This is a genomic window from Kiloniella antarctica (genome assembly GCF_042682825.1).
GTDB lineage: Bacteria > Pseudomonadota > Alphaproteobacteria > Kiloniellales > Kiloniellaceae > Kiloniella > Kiloniella antarctica.
This window is the reverse complement of the sequence record NZ_JBHUII010000001.1, coordinates 625345-639910: the sequence shown is the minus strand read 5'-3', so window position 1 is coordinate 639910 and position 14566 is coordinate 625345. Positions and strand designations below refer to the sequence as shown.

Below are 14566 nucleotides of genomic sequence, written 5' to 3'. Positions count from 1 at the left end.
TTTTTTTATCTCAAAACAATGGTAGAAAGTCTTTATCTTAAAGCCTTGATGTCCGCGAAAATATCGACGTTTCCAATTGCGCCTTTCCTTTGCCTTATTTTGACGGCTATTGTTATCTTGAATAAAATTACTTTTACAAAAGGATCGTGCCTTGCTTGGCCTTCTAAACGATGATTTTTATCGACGTCTAGTGATATTGACCGCAGTGACTGTCGGTCTTCAGGCTTGTGCTCCGACTGTTAAAGTCGAAGCCCCTAAAGAGCCGATCACCATAAACCTGAATATTAAACTGGACGCCGAAGTTCGTGTGCGTTTGGAAGATCAGGCAAAAGACGATATTAACAATAACCCGGCTCTCTTTTAGGTAGTTGGTAGAGGAAACTGAAACAATGGTTCTACAAAGCATGAAAATGTTAAGAGTTCTGTTCATAGCATTCGCTGTCTTGTCGGTTGTCCCATCTGCGTGGTCGGCGGATCTTGATAGTTTGAGAGGTTCTGGTGCTGTCGGAGAAAGATATGACGGCCTCGCTGTTGCCAGAGACAACTCCGTTGCGGAGTTTGTTTCATCGGTTAATGCTGAGCGCTCTAAGATCTATCAACAACGTGCCACGAAAGAAGGGGTACCTGTTCTTCAGGTTGGGCAGGTTTATGCACAACAAATTATGAGTAAGGCGCCTGCAGGTACATGGTTTCTGCTTAAGGATGGATCTTGGGCTCAAAAATAGTTGTGATGTAATCGTTCGGTATGTTTTGATGATGTAAGGCCCTGCTGAAAAGCAGGGCCTTTTGTTTGGCATTTAGACTAAAGTAGGGAGCAAGCCTGTGATTATGCTAAGGGTATAATTTTGGTGTTTCTCAAATGCAGCCGAACTTACTGCAAGCAAGTCCGTTTGATAGCTTGATCCCATCCTTGAAGGTTTTTGTCTCGGGTTTCAGCAGGCATTTGGGGCTCAAAACAATGATCGAGAGACCAGTTTTTCTTGATATCATCTAACGAAGCGTAAATTCCATGCTGCAGGCCTGCGAGATAAGCGGCCCCCAAGGCTGTTGTCTCAGCAACCGCTGGACGGTTAACTTCAAGATTTAGAGTATCGGACAGAAATTGCATAACCCAGTTGTTGGCGACCATACCGCCATCGACACGTAGTGCGTTTGGCGTCATGCCGTCATCTGTCATAGCTTGAAACAGGTCACGGGTTTGATAGCAAACAGCTTCGAGTGTTGCGCGCGTTATTTCTGCGGGTCCACTGTCCCGGGTCAGACCGTATATGGCGCCACGTGCGTGAGGGTTCCAATAGGGAGCGCCTAGCCCTGTGAACGCGGGGACAAGATAAACACCTTTATTGTCAGGAATGCTTTTGGCGAGAGCTTCGGTTTCACTTGCCGATTGGATAATTTTGAGTCCATCACGTAGCCATTGGACTGCTGCGCCAGACATAAAAATTGCTCCCTCAATCGCGTAGGCAGTTTTTCCGTTTACACGGTACCCAATAGTGGTGAGCAAACGGTTCTTGGAGGTCAGAGGTTTTTCCCCAGTGTTTAAAAGGACAAAACAACCTGTGCCGTAGGTGCTTTTTATGTCTCCAGGTTCAAAGCATGTTTGTCCAAAGCTCGCAGCTTGTTGGTCTCCTGCAATGCCTTGTACGGGGATACTGGATCCAAAAACGCTAGGATCGGTTAGCCCAAACTCAGCAGCACACTCTTTTACTTGTGGAAGCATAGAGGCTGGAATATTAAAAATTTTAAGAAGCTCTTCATCCCAACTCAATTTGTGGATGTCGAAGATCATTGTACGTGACGCATTGGTGACATCAGTTGCGTGTTCCTTCCCACCAGTAAGTCGCCAAAGCAGGAATGAATCTATTGTGCCGAAAGCTAGCTCTCCGCGCTCAGCTTTTACCCGCGCACCTTCGACGTTATCGAGAATCCAGGAAATCTTAGTTGCAGAGAAATAGGGGTCGAGCAGTAAACCTGTTTTAGCCGTGACCTGTTTTTCGAGCCCATCGCTTTTTAATTGTGCGCAAAAATCGGCTGTTCGACGATCTTGCCACACTATTGCATTGTAGATAGGTTTTCCCGTTGATTTGTCCCAAACCACGGTGGTTTCACGCTGATTTGTTATGCCAATAGTGGCAACTCTAATGCCTTGTTTTTTTGCATCTTTTAAAGCACGAGTACAGACGTTGAGAGTCGAGGACCATATAGTTTCTGGGTCATGTTCAACCCATCCGTCATTTGGAAAAATTTGAGGGAATTCTTCTTGGGAAACAGCAAGGCTTGTTCCCTTCGAGTCAAAGACAATTGCTCGGCTACTTGTTGTGCCTTGGTCGATGGAAAGAATAAATTTTTTATCACTCATGCCGGATTCCCTATGTACTCCCCTTGGATTTTCATCTTTACTTTCGTATGTTCGTTTATGAAAGTAAAGTGAACATAGGGTCCTTTCGTAAAGGAACTCTGAGAAAAGTAAGGCCAAATAGCCGGGAAAACGGTGAAAAGGTGTGTCGAAGGGATGGTTATATGAATTTAAATAGTTTGAGTCGTCGCCAAAGGCAGATACTTGAATTGGCAAAGGAGCAGGGCTTCGTTTCAATAGAAACGCTAGCACAGGATTTTTCAGTTACGACACAAACCATCCGAAGAGACATCAATGAACTTTGTGATTCAAAGTTTTTAAATCGCTTCCATGGCGGGGCCAGTTTCAGTTCTTCTGTTTTGAACCTTGATTACACGCAACGTCAAGGTATCAACACGCAGGAAAAAGAAGGGATCGCTTTGCTTGTTGCCAAGGAGATTCCAAACAATGCTTCCATATTTATCAACATGGGGACAACCAACGAAAGTGTGGCCCACGCCTTGATGGGGCATATCGGGTTACGAGTGATTACCAACAGTCTCAGTGTCGCTCATATTATGAGCCCAAACCCAAGTTTTGAGATCATCGTTGCCGGGGGAGTGGTGCGCAGTCTTGATCGTAGTATCATAGGGGAAGCAACGGTTGATTTTTTCCGTCAATTTCGCGCAGACTACGGGATCATTGCTGTTGGGGGCATTGATGAAGATGGTAGTTTGCTGGACTACGACTATGGTGGAGTCCGGGTGTCGCAGACTATTATTGAAAATGCTCGCCAAACTCTTTTAGTTGCTGATAGCAGTAAATACGGTCGCAATGCTCTGGTTCGATTAGGTCACCTTTCTCAGATTGATACCTTGGTCACCGACAGTATGCCAAAGGAACCACTTGCTTCGATTATTGAGTCATTGGATATCGAAGTCCTTTGTTAATAAGTCAGATTGATGAGCCGGATTCTTTTCGATCGGGCCTAATTCTAACTGTCTTGTTGTAACTGAACGTTCATACTTTAGCTTTATTTCAGTTGTTCTCTTTCCCGGAATACTTTTCCTGAGGGGTTTTTAAGATTTTAACGAGTTTAAAATTGTTTAAAAACAATAATTTAAGTTTTTTTAAGATGTTTTAAGTGTTTTTCTTCTAACCTTATAGAACGAATATTTGGTGTCATAAAATATTCATTTTAGAAAAATATCACTTGCGTTTATGTTCGAAAATGAACATTTATTAAAGCTAAGAATACTTATTTATTCCCTGAGGAGCATATTATGGCGGTTCGTGTTGCAATTAATGGTTTTGGCCGGATTGGTCGGCTTGTTCTGCGTGCGATTATAGAGTCTGGCCGTGATGATGTTGAAGTTGTTGCCATTAACGATCTGGCGTCGGCTCAGTCAAATGCGCATCTACTCAAATACGATTCTGTTCATGGTACGCTTCGTAAAAGCATCACCGCTGAAGATGGTGTGCTCATTGTTGAGGGCAAACGTATTGCGGTTTTATCCGAACGTAACCCTGCGGACCTTCCTTGGGGAGAGTTGAAAATCGATGTTGCTCTTGAATGTACGGGCCTTTTTACCGCTCGGGAAAAAGCGGCTCTTCATCTAGAAGCGGGTGCCAAGAAGGTGTTGATTTCTGCGCCGGGTAATAATGCTGATCTAACGGTTGTTTACGGCGTAAACCACGACAAAATTACGCCTGAACACAAAATCGTTTCTAATGCTTCTTGTACAACAAACTGTCTTGCACCAGTTGCTCATGTTCTTAACCAGCTGGTTGGCTTGGAAGAAGGCTTTGTAACAACCGTTCACGCCTACACCGGGGACCAGAACACGGTTGATACAATGCATTCTGATCTTCGTCGTGCGAGGGCTGCTGCGCTTTCCATGATCCCGACCTCAACGGGTGCTGCTCGTGCTGTCGGCCTTGTGTTACCTGAATTGTCAGGGAAGTTAGATGGAACTGCTGTCCGGGTTCCAACGGCAAATGTTTCCATGATTGACCTTGTCTTTACTGCGGGACGTAAAACCAGCGCAGAAGAAATTAATCAAGCTATGCGCGCGGCTTCTGAGGGTACATTGAAAGGTGTTCTTGATGTAAATGATGAGCCGCTGGTTTCTATAGACTTTAACCACTCACCTGCAAGCTCGACTTTTGATCTGACGCAAACCCAACTCGTTGGGGATCGTCTGGTTCGTGTCTTGAGCTGGTATGACAATGAGTGGGGGTTCTCCAACCGTATGGTTGACACTGCTGTCGCCCTGGGGCTTAGCCTCTAGGTCTACTTGATCAGGAGGAGGTAGAGGGCCTCCTCCTGATCTTTTTTTGCAGTGCTGTTTAACAGAAATGTTTTACGGGAATGTTTTGAGAAATACATTTTGTTAGACCGTCGGCACGGATAGACGTGCCTTTTGTGTGTTTAAAGGTTTCGCGGGTTGCGACAAAACTGTCGTCGTTAAGCCAAGCATTTGTAACAAAAAAGTGTTATGAGATTAATGCAGGTTATCGTCCTGTAATGAAATAAAATGAAAAGGTTTCAGGAATGAAGCGTAAGCGCCTTTGTAAGATTGTTGCGACTCTCGGCCCAGCGAGCTCTGAAAAAGAGACTATTGCTGCTCTTTTTGAGGCGGGAGTCGATACTTTCCGTATGAATTTCAGTCACGGTACTCATGAAGATCATAAGAAGCGTTACGATCTCATCCGTGAAGTGGAACAAGAGGTGGGCCGTCCGATTGCTGTGCTTATGGACCTTCAGGGGCCAAAACTACGTGTTGGGCGCTTTGTGAATGATTCTGTCGAATTGGTGAATGGCAGTACTTTCCGATTGGACATGAAAGATGAACTTGGTGATGCGACCAGAGCAACTCTTCCGCATAAAGAGATTTTTCAAGCGATTGAGACCGGTACAGAGCTTTTGCTTGATGACGGGAGAATTTGTCTTCGGGTAACAGCCGTAACGGATGTGGAGGCAACGACAGAAGTGATTGTTGGCGGTATCTTGTCTAATAATAAAGGGGTAAATGTCCCCGGTGTTATTCTGCCTCTATCAGCACTTACAGAAAAAGATCTGCTGGATATGGAATTCGGTTTGGAGCTTGGCTGTGATTGGTGCGCGCTCTCTTTTGTACAGCGGCCTGAAGATATTATTGAAGCCAAGCGTCTGGTCAAAGGCCGCGCGGGCGTGATGGCGAAACTTGAAAAGCCTTCTGCGATTGAGCAGCTTGAGGAAATTGTTAAACTGACAGACGCTGTGATGGTTGCCCGTGGTGATCTGGGCGTTGAACTTCCCCCTGAAAATGTACCCGTCCTTCAAAAGCGTATTATTCGTATATGCCGTGAGTATGGAAAGCCTGTTGTTGTCGCGACCCAAATGCTTGAAACGATGGTTTCGGCTCCTACACCAACGCGAGCAGAAGCTTCTGATGTTGCGACGGCGGTATATGACGGTGCAGATGCTGTTATGCTGTCTGCTGAATCTGCGAGCGGTGCTTATCCGCTTGAGGCAGTCACGATGATGAACCGTATTATTGAAACCATTGAGCGGGATCCACTTTATCTTAAATTGGTACACGCAGATGCCTTGGTACCAAACCCTACCGAAGGGGACGCGATAAGTGATGCCGCGCGCCAAGTAGCTGATCTCATTGGTGCCAAAGCAATTGTGACTTTCACGACAACGGGGAGTACGGCCTTTCGTGCCGCGCGAGGTCGCCCAAATACGCCGCTGCTTGGTTTGACACCAGATTTAAGAGTTGCCCGCAAGATGGCGCTTATCTGGGGTGTGCATTCGGTTAACACGCGTGACGTCAAAAGCTTTGGTGAAATGGTGGGGAAATCAACCCGGATCGCCCGACGTGAAGGTTTTTGTGTCGACGGCGATAAGATCGTGGTTACAGCGGGTGTTCCTTTTGGAACGCCAGGTTCAACAAATAACCTACGTATTGCAACGGTTGGTCAGCACGAAAAACCTGATCCGATCGCCTAACTGTTTGAACAGATTTTTCAGTGGGTTTTATAAAAGAAGGTGGCCATTTGGCTGCCTTTTTTTTTACAACTTATTAATGGGAATCTTTAGGTAATGCTCACCATCACTTTCGACTGGGGGGAGCGATCCGGCACGCATGTTAACCTGAATAGAAGGGATTAATAGTGCGGGCATCGCGAGTTGCTTATCGCGTTCTGTGCGCATTTTTATGAACGCCTCTCTGCTGATCCCGTTACGAGTATGCAAGTTATTTTCTCTTTGTGCTTGTACGGTTGTTTCCCAAGCAACTTCCCTACCATTGGGGGCGTAATCATGACAGGTGAAAAGACGCGTTGTGTCCGGTAGGTTAAGGATTTTATGGATTGAATCGTAAAGCTGTCCTGCATCACCACCCGGAAAATCTGCGCGCGCGGTGCCAAAGTCAGGCATAAAAAGTGTGTCGCCGACAAAAGCAAGGTCTTCAACTAAATAAGTCAAGCAGGCAGGTGTGTGTCCTGGAGTGTGAATGGCTCGACAATTAATCTTTCCAATAGAAAATTCTGCGCCATCAGAAAACAAATAATCGAATTGCTGACCGCTAGTATTGAAAGATGGCTCTGCATTGTAGATGGTTTTAAATGTCTGTTGAATTTCAGGTGTATGATCGCCAACAGCTGTCGTGCCCCCGAGCTCTTTTTTGATGAAGGGTGCAGCACTAAGGTGATCTGCATGAATATGTGTTTCGAGAACCCATTGGCAACTAAGTTCAAGCTCTTTAAAGCGCGTAACGAGGATCTTGGCGCTGGTCGTTGATGTGTGGCCGGAATTAGCATCAAAATCCAATACAGAATCAATAATGGCAGCCTGCTTTGTTTGGGAGTCCCAAGCTATGTATGAGATCGTGTTGCTGGCTTTGTGAAAAAAGGCTTCAACTTGTGCTGGCATGGTTTTCTCCAGAATACGATTCGTTGATTAGTAGTATAGCTGTTGACTGATATATATCAATATTGATATATATCAAATTATGAATATGAATGATATGGAAGCTTCTGTTAGTAAAGCAAGCGCACTTTTAAAGGCTTTAGCAAATGAACGTAGGCTTATGATTTTGTGCCAGCTTGTTGAGGGAGAAAAATCCGTAGGGGCTTTAATCGATAAATTAGGAATAGCTCAAGCTATGGTTTCCCAGCAATTATCGGTGCTAAAGAAAGAAGGCCTGGTGAGCTCAAGACGTGAAGGTCAGAATGTTATTTATGGATTGGAAAATCCTGCTGCATTCAAAATTTTAGAAGTACTTTATGATGCATATTGCCCTAAACTTTGAGGCCGTATTTTTGTATAGTGAAGTGGAATTAAAAAATGGTAGGGCAAGTAAAGAAAATTTCACCGTCTGATCTTTTCGAACGCATGAAGGCGGATAATTTTGTTCTTATTGATATTCGGAGCGTACAGGAATATCAGGAAGAGTATTTAAGAGGCTCGAAAAACATTCCAATTGAAGAGTTTGGTAGCTATGACTTTTCAAAAGATTATAATAAGGCGGCAATTTTTTACTGCCGAAGAGGGCGCCGAACTTCGCAAGCAGCTGACTTTCTCAATAAGTACCCTTTTAAGGAAGTTTTGATTCTTGAGGGTGGAATTATGGCATGGAAGGCAAAGAATTTGTCGACAGTAAAATCCACAAAATCTCCTATAGACCTCATGCGGCAAGTTCAAATTATTGCCGGCGGGTTGGTTAGTATTGGTGCTATTTTGGGCTTTTTTGTTAACTCCAACTATATCGCAATTTCAGGCTTTGTTGGTGTGGGGTTGCTTTTAGCAGGCATTTCAGGGGTTTGTGGTCTGGCGAGAGTCTTACGTCTTATGCCGTGGAATAAAAGTATAAATTGAAAGTGCAATTGATTGGGTAGTTAAATAAAAAGCGACTGATATTTAACAGTTTTATAACCCTCATAGTATAATTTGACAGCTTGGTTGTAGTGGCGTCCAATTCAATTGGTCACTGGTATTAATTGGTGGTTCAGGTTTTCCTTTGTTAGTAAATGAAGAATATAAATTGGCGAATATTGTTGTCGTTAGTGGCGATAATAATTTTCGATCAGATTTTGTTACGAGTTTACGTGACGTTGGGTTTTCCAATATCACGTGTTCGACTGATTACGAATTTTTGGATAAGTTATTCCCAGAACTTCTGTTTTTAGATGTGGGGTCCTTTGGCACTAGTTTAAAAGGTGTTTTGGCACAAATCCGACATTTACAACAACAGGAAACTTGCCCCGTAGTTTGTGTTGAAAAATCAAACCAGAAAGCCCTTGATGACGAAAGTATGGCTCTGTTTGACGATATGATTTCATTTCCTCGAGATCTGAATCGTTTGAGTCTGTGCTGTTCTTCTTTGCTTAATTTGTCATATGCCCGCCGTGCTTGGTTTCTTGAGCGTGAGAAATTCGAAAATGAAATCGCAAAAAAAACAGAAAAAGCCGACTTAGCTTTGGTGTTGTTGAAGCAAGCGGAGAGAAAAATACTGGAAAATAACCCGGATTTGCCACTGCAAAGACGTAATAATAGTAACATTATTGCCGACATGAGCCATGAATTACGTACACCATTAAATGCGATACTCGGATTCTCTGAGATAATGAAAGAAGAGCGTCTGGGGACTTTAGGGCACGAAAAGTACCGTGGGTATGTCGGGGATATTCATAACGCGAGTAAACATCTATTAGGAATCGTAAATGATGTTCTAGATTTGGCAAAAGCGGATGCGGAGGAAAACAGTTTACAGATAACAGAAGTGTCGATTCTGGATGCGGTGAATGATACGATGAGAATGTTATCTTTACTGGCTGAAGAGTCCGGCATAGAACTCTCGGTGAATATAGCTGATGATTTTCCCAGTTTAAAAACCGATGAGCGACGTTTCAAGCAAGTCTTAACAAACTTGGTAACCAACGCAATTAAGTTCACCCGCCGAGGTGGCCGTGTTGGCATTGAGGGCCAGTTTGATTTGAAAGATGGTGCGATACTCATGATTATCAGGGACAACGGAGTTGGTATGTCAGCTGAAGAGCTTGCTCTTGCTTTAACGCCATATGGGCAGATTCAAAGAGCGCAGGCACAGACACATGTTAGAGGGACGGGGTTAGGTCTTCCTGTTTCTAAAAGATCGGTTGAGGCTCTGGGGGGAGAGTTACTGATTACAAGTGAGCCTGGGTTGGGGACTGCGGTTACTTTGAGATTTCCGTTGGATTTGACAATAGGTAACAGCTCAGAAGGATTATTTTAATGTGTTTTTTCTTTTCTGTTTTGCACTGATTTTTTGTGACGTGCGTTTCTCTCTGCCTCTTGCCGATATTTTTTTTCCTCTTGAGCAGCTTGTACTTGCTCAATCGTACGTAAGGGCCTTGTTAAATAGGGGCTAGATCTTACTGTCAGTGAAGTTTTCATCAACTTATCCACAGAGTTGTCCACAATATATGGTGTAGTACGCACCTATATATACACAATTAGGAGTGATTTGGAAATAATATAAATCATAGGTTGGTGAGTTACGCATAGATACACTTATAGGGTATGCAGTAGTAAGACATAATTCGTGAATATTTAAAGGTCAGCACGAACTGAGCCTTGACCTATGCTCATACAGACCCCAAATTCAAACAGTATTGTGATGCTGATTTGTAGATCATGAATAATGGAACGGTTGCCTTAATGGAGCCTATATAAAGAATGAGCCTTGCTCTATCGAGGAGGTATTGGTGTCAAGATTGTCTCTATTTAATAGTCCCCTAATGTTGGGTTTTGAGCAGTTTGAACAAGCGATTGATATGATTACGAAGACAGCCGCTGACGGTTATCCGCCGTATAATGTGGAAAAGGTTAGCGAGAATAAAATTCGTATAACGCTTGCTGTTGCAGGATTCTCTCCCGAGGATATGCAGGTACAAATTGAGAACAACCAGCTTGTTATACGTGGTAAGGCTAAATCCGACGATGAAAAAGAATTTCTTCATCGGGGAATTGCGACGCGTCAATTCAGACGCGCATTTGTGTTAGCAGAAGGCATTGAAGTTCTGAATGCAAATCTAGATAACGGGTTATTGCACGTAGATTTAGAGCAGCCTTTACAAAACGTCTCTGTGCGAAGTATTGAAATCCAAACGAGTAAGAGTGACGTCAGAACGACAGTGATTGAAGAGAATTAAAATCAATAATAAATGAATCTGATTGATGGTTCTTTAAGAATAAAGAACTATTGTTGGTACATGGCTGTTCGATAGGCTAAAATGTCGATGCCGAAGTGGGAAAAGAGTAATGATGATAAAGCAAGTTATTTCAGAGTTGATGACGGATCAGGATATGACAGCATTGGGCCTTGAGGTTGTGGCCTATGTTAAACCTGTTGATGTTGAGGGTGATGCTTGCTTTGGTATTTATGCTGCTGATGGGACTGAGATAACAGTCGTTGGCGATCGCGATGTTGCTTTCGCCGCTGTTCGGCAACAAGATCTTGAGCCGTTAAGCGTTCATTAGAATAAAATCTTGTATATAGAGATTTAAAAAGGCCCCCGTTTGGGAGCCTTTTCCTTTTTGTATGAAACGAACTTAACCTGACTTAAGCAGCATGACTTGTCGTTGTTGCGCTTAGGAGTGCGTAAATGCCATCGTCACTATTCGTTCCCCTAAGCTTTTCACAAGTCGTCGCGTTACGTAAAAAACGTGACACTCGTGCGAGTGCTTTGAGGTGATCTGCGCCTGCAGTTTCAGGTGCAAGCAACAGGCAGATCAGGTCAACCGGTTGTTCATCAATTGAATCAAAGTCTATAGGACGCTCTAGTTTAAAAAAGAATCCATAAAGTTTGTCGAGATTTGGAAGTTTACCATGAGGAATGGCTATGCCTTGTCCTATTCCGGTTGTTCCAAGCTTTTCACGTTCAATGAGAACGTCAAAAATATCTCGTTCTTCTGATCCAGTGATGGTCGCAGCCCGTTTTGCAATTTCTTGAAGAAATTGCTTTTTACTGTTAGCGCGCAAATCTGCGGCCACGGCATTTGGGCCGATTAGGTCGGTTAATTCCATTACATACGTCTTTAGCTGTTATTTGCTTTAGCTTTTTGAAGGGTCAACCCAGCCAATATTTCCATCAGAACGGCGGTAGATCATATTTAATCCTCCGTGTTTACTGTTGCGAAACATCATGGCGGGAAGGTCTTCGAGATCCATGCGCATAACGGCAAGGCCTGTGGTTAGAGTCGGAATTTCTGCTGCCATTTCTGCCACGATTAAGGGGCTATCTTCAGCATCAATTTCGGTTGGTTCTTCTTTTTCTTGCTCACCAGATAAAATGTAGTGCTGAGCATGGGTTGCTTCTTTGCCACCTTCGGCATGGTCATCGCGCAATCTACGCTTATGACGTCGCAACCGTTTTGACAGTCTTTCTGCGGCTAAATCAAAAGCAGGATATGGTTCTCCTGCTTCACCATTTGCTTCAAGTCTTATGTTTTTACCGACATGCGCCACCACCGTAGTACGGTAGAGGTACGCATTCTTGGATATCGTGACGTTTACATCAATTGCATCGCCAAAATACTTATCCAGTGTTGCGGTAAGGTTTGCTTCGATATGAGTGCGCAGCGCGTCGCCAACGTCGAGCTGCTTGCCTTTAACGGTAAGCTGCATGTGAACAAATTCTCTGAATTGTTAAGGGGGTTAGCGTAATAGCCATATGTGCCAATCAAGCCCCGCTATCTGGGGCGGCACCATAGTGTCGTCGTTTCGGTGAGTCAAGGACAGTAGGTATAACCATGTTTTCCTCTCGTTAAAGTAAACGACAGATGTAGTATACACAGTCTTTTTAAGAGAGTCGATTTTGTTAAGCGAAAAATTACAAAGTAAGTTTCTTTTCTCGACGTCGCTGTACGGAGGATGGAATACCCAAAGCTTCGCGATACTTGGCAATTGTACGCCGGGCAATATCTATGCCCTCGGCTTTTAGTTTTGTGACGAGTGCATCATCAGAAAGGATTTTTTTATGATCCTCTTCATCAATAAGTCTTTTAATTCGATCTCTAACAGCTTCAGAGGAGTGCGTATTTCCATTGTCGCCTCCAATTGAAGAGGTAAAGAAGTATTTCATTTCGAAAGTACCTCTTGGGGTTACCATATATTTGTTTGATGTCACCCTGCTTACAGTAGATTCGTGCATCTCTATGACTTCGGCGATGTCTTTCAGCGTGAGAGGTTTTAGAGCCTGAACCCCTTTTTTTAAAAAGCCGTCCTGTTGACGGACAATTTCTGTGGCGACCTTAAGAACGGTTGTTGCTCGTTGGTGGAGGGCTTTGATAAGCCAATTGGCAGACTGTAACTGTTCAGAAATATATGATTTATCTTCTTTGGTGCGGGCCAGGTCAGTGATACTGCCATGATACTTGTTATTGAGGAGAACTTTGGGTAAGGCATCGTTGTTCAACTCAATATTCCATCCGTCTTTACCGTCGGATTTGATAATAACTTCTGGAATTAAGGTTTCGACGTCACTGGTATCAAAGGCGGCTGCGGGCCTGGGGTTAAGGCCGCGAATTTCAGCAATCATATCGGTGATGTCTTCGTCATCAACACCGCAAACGCTTCGCAGGCCTTTTATGTCGCGCTTGGCTAAGAGATCTAGATTATCTAGTAGTGCCTGTATGGCGGGATCGAGTCGGTTTTTTTCCCGGAGTTGGATCGCGAGACACTCAGCAAGGTCACGTGCGCAAATGCCGGCGGGATCGAACTCTTGAAGAGTTGCAAGAACGGAAAGCAGTAGATCGATAGGGCAGCCCAGTTGAGCAGCGAGCTCTTCCAAGTCAGCTCTGATATATCCGGTCTCATCAACCTGATCGATGAGATGAATGCCGATTATACGCTCAGCAGGTGAGCTGATCTCCATGTTAAGTTGCTCGCGCAGATGGTCGCGCAGTGTCTTTGTTTCTTCTAGACTATTTTCGAGGGAATAGGATGCGTCCTCAAAGCGGGTGTTGCCGCCAGGCCCCCAATTAGAAAAGGAGGTGTTGTCCTCACTCCATTGGTTGTCAGGGCTACTGTCGTAATAATTATCAAAGTCGTTATCTAGAGGCGCTTGATTGCTGTCTGGTAATGTTTCAGCATTTGTGAGTTCTAAAGAATCTGGTTGTGATTTTTCATTTTCTGAAGGAGAAGCGGCGGCTGAGTGTAGATCGGTATTGTCTGTTTCTGGGAGAGAGGAATTTCCTGTGCCGTCATCCCTGTCGAGCAAAGGATTTTGTTCTATTTCCTGTTGGACATAATCAACTAAATCCATGTTCGACAATTGCAAAAGCTTAATCGCCTGCTGTAACTGCGGGGTCATCACGAGGCTTTGACTTTGCCTCAGCTCTAGTCTTTGCGATATTGCCATAGGTATAACCCTTAGAGGCTAAACCTTTCGCCTAAGTAAACACGACGTACATCGTCGTTGTTCACAATTTCACTAGGGGTGCCTTCCATAAGCACGGTTCCATCATGAATGATATAGGCTCTATCAACAATATCCAAGGTTTCTCGTACATTGTGATCTGTAATTAGGACGCCAATTCCACGATCTTTAAGGTGCATTACAAGATCTCGAATATCACCAACCGCGATGGGATCAATCCCCGCAAGGGGCTCATCAAGCAGAATAAAGCTTGGGTCAGAGGCGAGAGCGCGGGCAATTTCTACACGGCGACGTTCTCCCCCTGAGAGGGCAATTGCCGGGGTATTTCGCAGGTGGGTGATAGAAAACTCTGCAAGCAGACTATCTAATTTAGCCACTCTCTTGCTTCTCACAGGCTCGACGACTTCGAGAACACCGCGAATATTCTCCTCAACCGACAGCCCGCGGAAAATAGAGGCTTCTTGGGGGAGATACCCAATACCCATGCGTGAGCGGCGGTACATAGGAAGGTCTGTGATGTCCTGGTTATCGAGAGTAACCCAACCTGAATCCGGAGAGAGTAACCCCGTTATGATGTAAAAGCTGGTAGTCTTCCCCGCGCCATTTGGTCCAAGAAGACCAACAACTTCGCCGCGTTGTACGCGCATGGAAACGGCTCTCAGTACAGGTCTCTTTTTGAAACTTTTACCAATATTAGTGACCATTAGCCCCTGATTATCAGCAATAAGAGAAGGCACTGATTTCTTGTCCTGACTTGCTGCTGGGTGCTGCTTGTTTGTCATTCAGCTCTGCCGTTAAAAATCGATGCGTGTAAAACGCGGT

Annotated in this window: 16 protein-coding genes; 10 read left to right on the top strand and 6 right to left on the bottom strand. The window is 44.4% G+C overall.

All coding sequences use genetic code 11. The features are described 5' to 3' along the window. Positions 1-151 precede the first annotated feature (151 nt). On the top strand, positions 152-364 hold the full coding sequence (locus ACFSKO_RS03070) for a YnbE family lipoprotein (protein WP_380248291.1): 213 nt from the start codon (positions 152-154) through the stop codon (positions 362-364). A 25-nt stretch (positions 365-389) separates the two neighbouring features. Then, positions 390-725 (top strand): YdbL family probable chaperone protein, encoded by a 336-nt coding sequence (locus ACFSKO_RS03065; protein WP_380248289.1) that lies wholly within the window; start codon positions 390-392, stop codon positions 723-725. A gap of 146 nt (positions 726-871) precedes the next feature. Here ACFSKO_RS03065 and glpK read toward each other — a convergent pair whose 3' ends face one another. Continuing rightward, complete coding sequence (gene glpK / locus ACFSKO_RS03060; protein ID WP_380248287.1) at positions 872-2359, bottom strand: glycerol kinase GlpK; 1488 nt, start codon at positions 2357-2359, stop codon at positions 872-874. Between the two features lie 161 nt (positions 2360-2520). Between glpK and ACFSKO_RS03055 the strand changes: the two genes are divergently transcribed. The 3 genes from ACFSKO_RS03055 (at position 2521) to pyk (ending at position 6332) form a co-directional block, all read left to right on the top strand. Beyond that, a complete protein-coding gene (locus ACFSKO_RS03055; RefSeq protein ID WP_380248285.1) occupies positions 2521-3285 on the top strand; it encodes a DeoR/GlpR family DNA-binding transcription regulator in 765 nt (254 codons plus the stop codon). Between the two features lie 333 nt (positions 3286-3618). Beyond that, positions 3619-4626 carry a type I glyceraldehyde-3-phosphate dehydrogenase gene (gap, locus tag ACFSKO_RS03050; RefSeq protein WP_380248283.1) on the top strand — a complete coding sequence of 336 codons (1008 nt, stop codon included), beginning with the start codon at positions 3619-3621 and terminating at the stop codon, positions 4624-4626. Between the two features lie 263 nt (positions 4627-4889). Further along, the gene (pyk, locus tag ACFSKO_RS03045; protein WP_380248281.1) at positions 4890-6332 is read left to right on the top strand and encodes a pyruvate kinase; all 1443 of its coding nucleotides are present in this window, start codon (positions 4890-4892) and stop codon (positions 6330-6332) included. Positions 6333-6395: 63 nt separating this feature from the next. Here pyk and ACFSKO_RS03040 read toward each other — a convergent pair whose 3' ends face one another. Continuing rightward, positions 6396-7256 carry an MBL fold metallo-hydrolase gene (locus ACFSKO_RS03040; RefSeq protein ID WP_380248279.1) on the bottom strand — a complete coding sequence of 287 codons (861 nt, stop codon included), beginning with the start codon at positions 7254-7256 and terminating at the stop codon, positions 6396-6398. 79 nt (positions 7257-7335) lie between these two features. On the opposite strand from ACFSKO_RS03040, the gene ACFSKO_RS03035 reads away from it, so the two are divergent. The 5 genes from ACFSKO_RS03035 (at position 7336) to ACFSKO_RS03015 (ending at position 10844) form a co-directional block, all read left to right on the top strand. Beyond that, positions 7336-7635 carry an ArsR/SmtB family transcription factor gene (locus ACFSKO_RS03035; RefSeq protein ID WP_380248277.1) on the top strand — a complete coding sequence of 100 codons (300 nt, stop codon included), beginning with the start codon at positions 7336-7338 and terminating at the stop codon, positions 7633-7635. 35 nt (positions 7636-7670) lie between these two features. Then, positions 7671-8201 (top strand): rhodanese-like domain-containing protein, encoded by a 531-nt coding sequence (locus ACFSKO_RS03030; RefSeq protein WP_380248274.1) that lies wholly within the window; start codon positions 7671-7673, stop codon positions 8199-8201. Between the two features lie 166 nt (positions 8202-8367). Then, the gene (locus tag ACFSKO_RS03025) at positions 8368-9597 is read left to right on the top strand and encodes a sensor histidine kinase (RefSeq protein ID WP_380248272.1); all 1230 of its coding nucleotides are present in this window, start codon (positions 8368-8370) and stop codon (positions 9595-9597) included. A gap of 472 nt (positions 9598-10069) precedes the next feature. Further along, a complete protein-coding gene (locus ACFSKO_RS03020; protein ID WP_380248270.1) occupies positions 10070-10516 on the top strand; it encodes an Hsp20 family protein in 447 nt (148 codons plus the stop codon). Positions 10517-10625: 109 nt separating this feature from the next. Continuing rightward, positions 10626-10844: a DUF1150 family protein gene (locus ACFSKO_RS03015; protein ID WP_380248268.1), complete on the top strand. Its 219-nt coding sequence runs from the start codon at positions 10626-10628 to the stop codon at positions 10842-10844. 82 nt (positions 10845-10926) lie between these two features. Here the strand turns inward: ACFSKO_RS03015 and ptsN are convergent, their stop codons facing one another. The 4 genes from ptsN to lptB form a co-directional block, all read right to left on the bottom strand. Beyond that, the gene (gene ptsN, locus ACFSKO_RS03010) at positions 10927-11391 is read right to left on the bottom strand and encodes a PTS IIA-like nitrogen regulatory protein PtsN (RefSeq protein ID WP_380248266.1); all 465 of its coding nucleotides are present in this window, start codon (positions 11389-11391) and stop codon (positions 10927-10929) included. Positions 11392-11418: 27 nt separating this feature from the next. After that, positions 11419-11991 carry a ribosome hibernation-promoting factor, HPF/YfiA family gene (gene hpf / locus ACFSKO_RS03005; RefSeq protein WP_380248264.1) on the bottom strand — a complete coding sequence of 191 codons (573 nt, stop codon included), beginning with the start codon at positions 11989-11991 and terminating at the stop codon, positions 11419-11421. Positions 11992-12196: 205 nt separating this feature from the next. Then, the gene (gene rpoN, locus ACFSKO_RS03000; protein ID WP_380248261.1) at positions 12197-13726 is read right to left on the bottom strand and encodes an RNA polymerase factor sigma-54; all 1530 of its coding nucleotides are present in this window, start codon (positions 13724-13726) and stop codon (positions 12197-12199) included. A gap of 11 nt (positions 13727-13737) precedes the next feature. Continuing rightward, positions 13738-14526: an LPS export ABC transporter ATP-binding protein gene (gene lptB, locus ACFSKO_RS02995; RefSeq protein WP_380248259.1), complete on the bottom strand. Its 789-nt coding sequence runs from the start codon at positions 14524-14526 to the stop codon at positions 13738-13740. Positions 14527-14566: the final 40 nt, after the last annotated feature.

What these genes read in the sequence shown, in the direction of transcription:
- rpoN (WP_380248261.1), bottom strand. Translation starts at nt 13,726, where the DNA reads ATGGCAATATCGCAAAGACTAGAGCTGAGGCAAAGTCAAAGCCTCGTG.
- ACFSKO_RS03015 (WP_380248268.1), top strand. Translation starts at nt 10,626, where the DNA reads ATGATGATAAAGCAAGTTATTTCAGAGTTGATGACGGATCAGGATATG.
- glpK (WP_380248287.1), bottom strand. Translation starts at nt 2,359, where the DNA reads ATGAGTGATAAAAAATTTATTCTTTCCATCGACCAAGGCACAACAAGT.
- lptB (WP_380248259.1), bottom strand. Translation starts at nt 14,526, where the DNA reads ATGACAAACAAGCAGCACCCAGCAGCAAGTCAGGACAAGAAATCAGTG.
- gap (WP_380248283.1), top strand. Translation starts at nt 3,619, where the DNA reads ATGGCGGTTCGTGTTGCAATTAATGGTTTTGGCCGGATTGGTCGGCTT.
- ACFSKO_RS03030 (WP_380248274.1), top strand. Translation starts at nt 7,671, where the DNA reads ATGGTAGGGCAAGTAAAGAAAATTTCACCGTCTGATCTTTTCGAACGC.
- ACFSKO_RS03040 (WP_380248279.1), bottom strand. Translation starts at nt 7,256, where the DNA reads ATGCCAGCACAAGTTGAAGCCTTTTTTCACAAAGCCAGCAACACGATC.
- ACFSKO_RS03065 (WP_380248289.1), top strand. Translation starts at nt 390, where the DNA reads ATGGTTCTACAAAGCATGAAAATGTTAAGAGTTCTGTTCATAGCATTC.
- pyk (WP_380248281.1), top strand. Translation starts at nt 4,890, where the DNA reads ATGAAGCGTAAGCGCCTTTGTAAGATTGTTGCGACTCTCGGCCCAGCG.
- ACFSKO_RS03035 (WP_380248277.1), top strand. Translation starts at nt 7,336, where the DNA reads ATGAATATGAATGATATGGAAGCTTCTGTTAGTAAAGCAAGCGCACTT.
- ptsN (WP_380248266.1), bottom strand. Translation starts at nt 11,391, where the DNA reads ATGGAATTAACCGACCTAATCGGCCCAAATGCCGTGGCCGCAGATTTG.
- ACFSKO_RS03055 (WP_380248285.1), top strand. Translation starts at nt 2,521, where the DNA reads ATGAATTTAAATAGTTTGAGTCGTCGCCAAAGGCAGATACTTGAATTG.
- hpf (WP_380248264.1), bottom strand. Translation starts at nt 11,991, where the DNA reads ATGCAGCTTACCGTTAAAGGCAAGCAGCTCGACGTTGGCGACGCGCTG.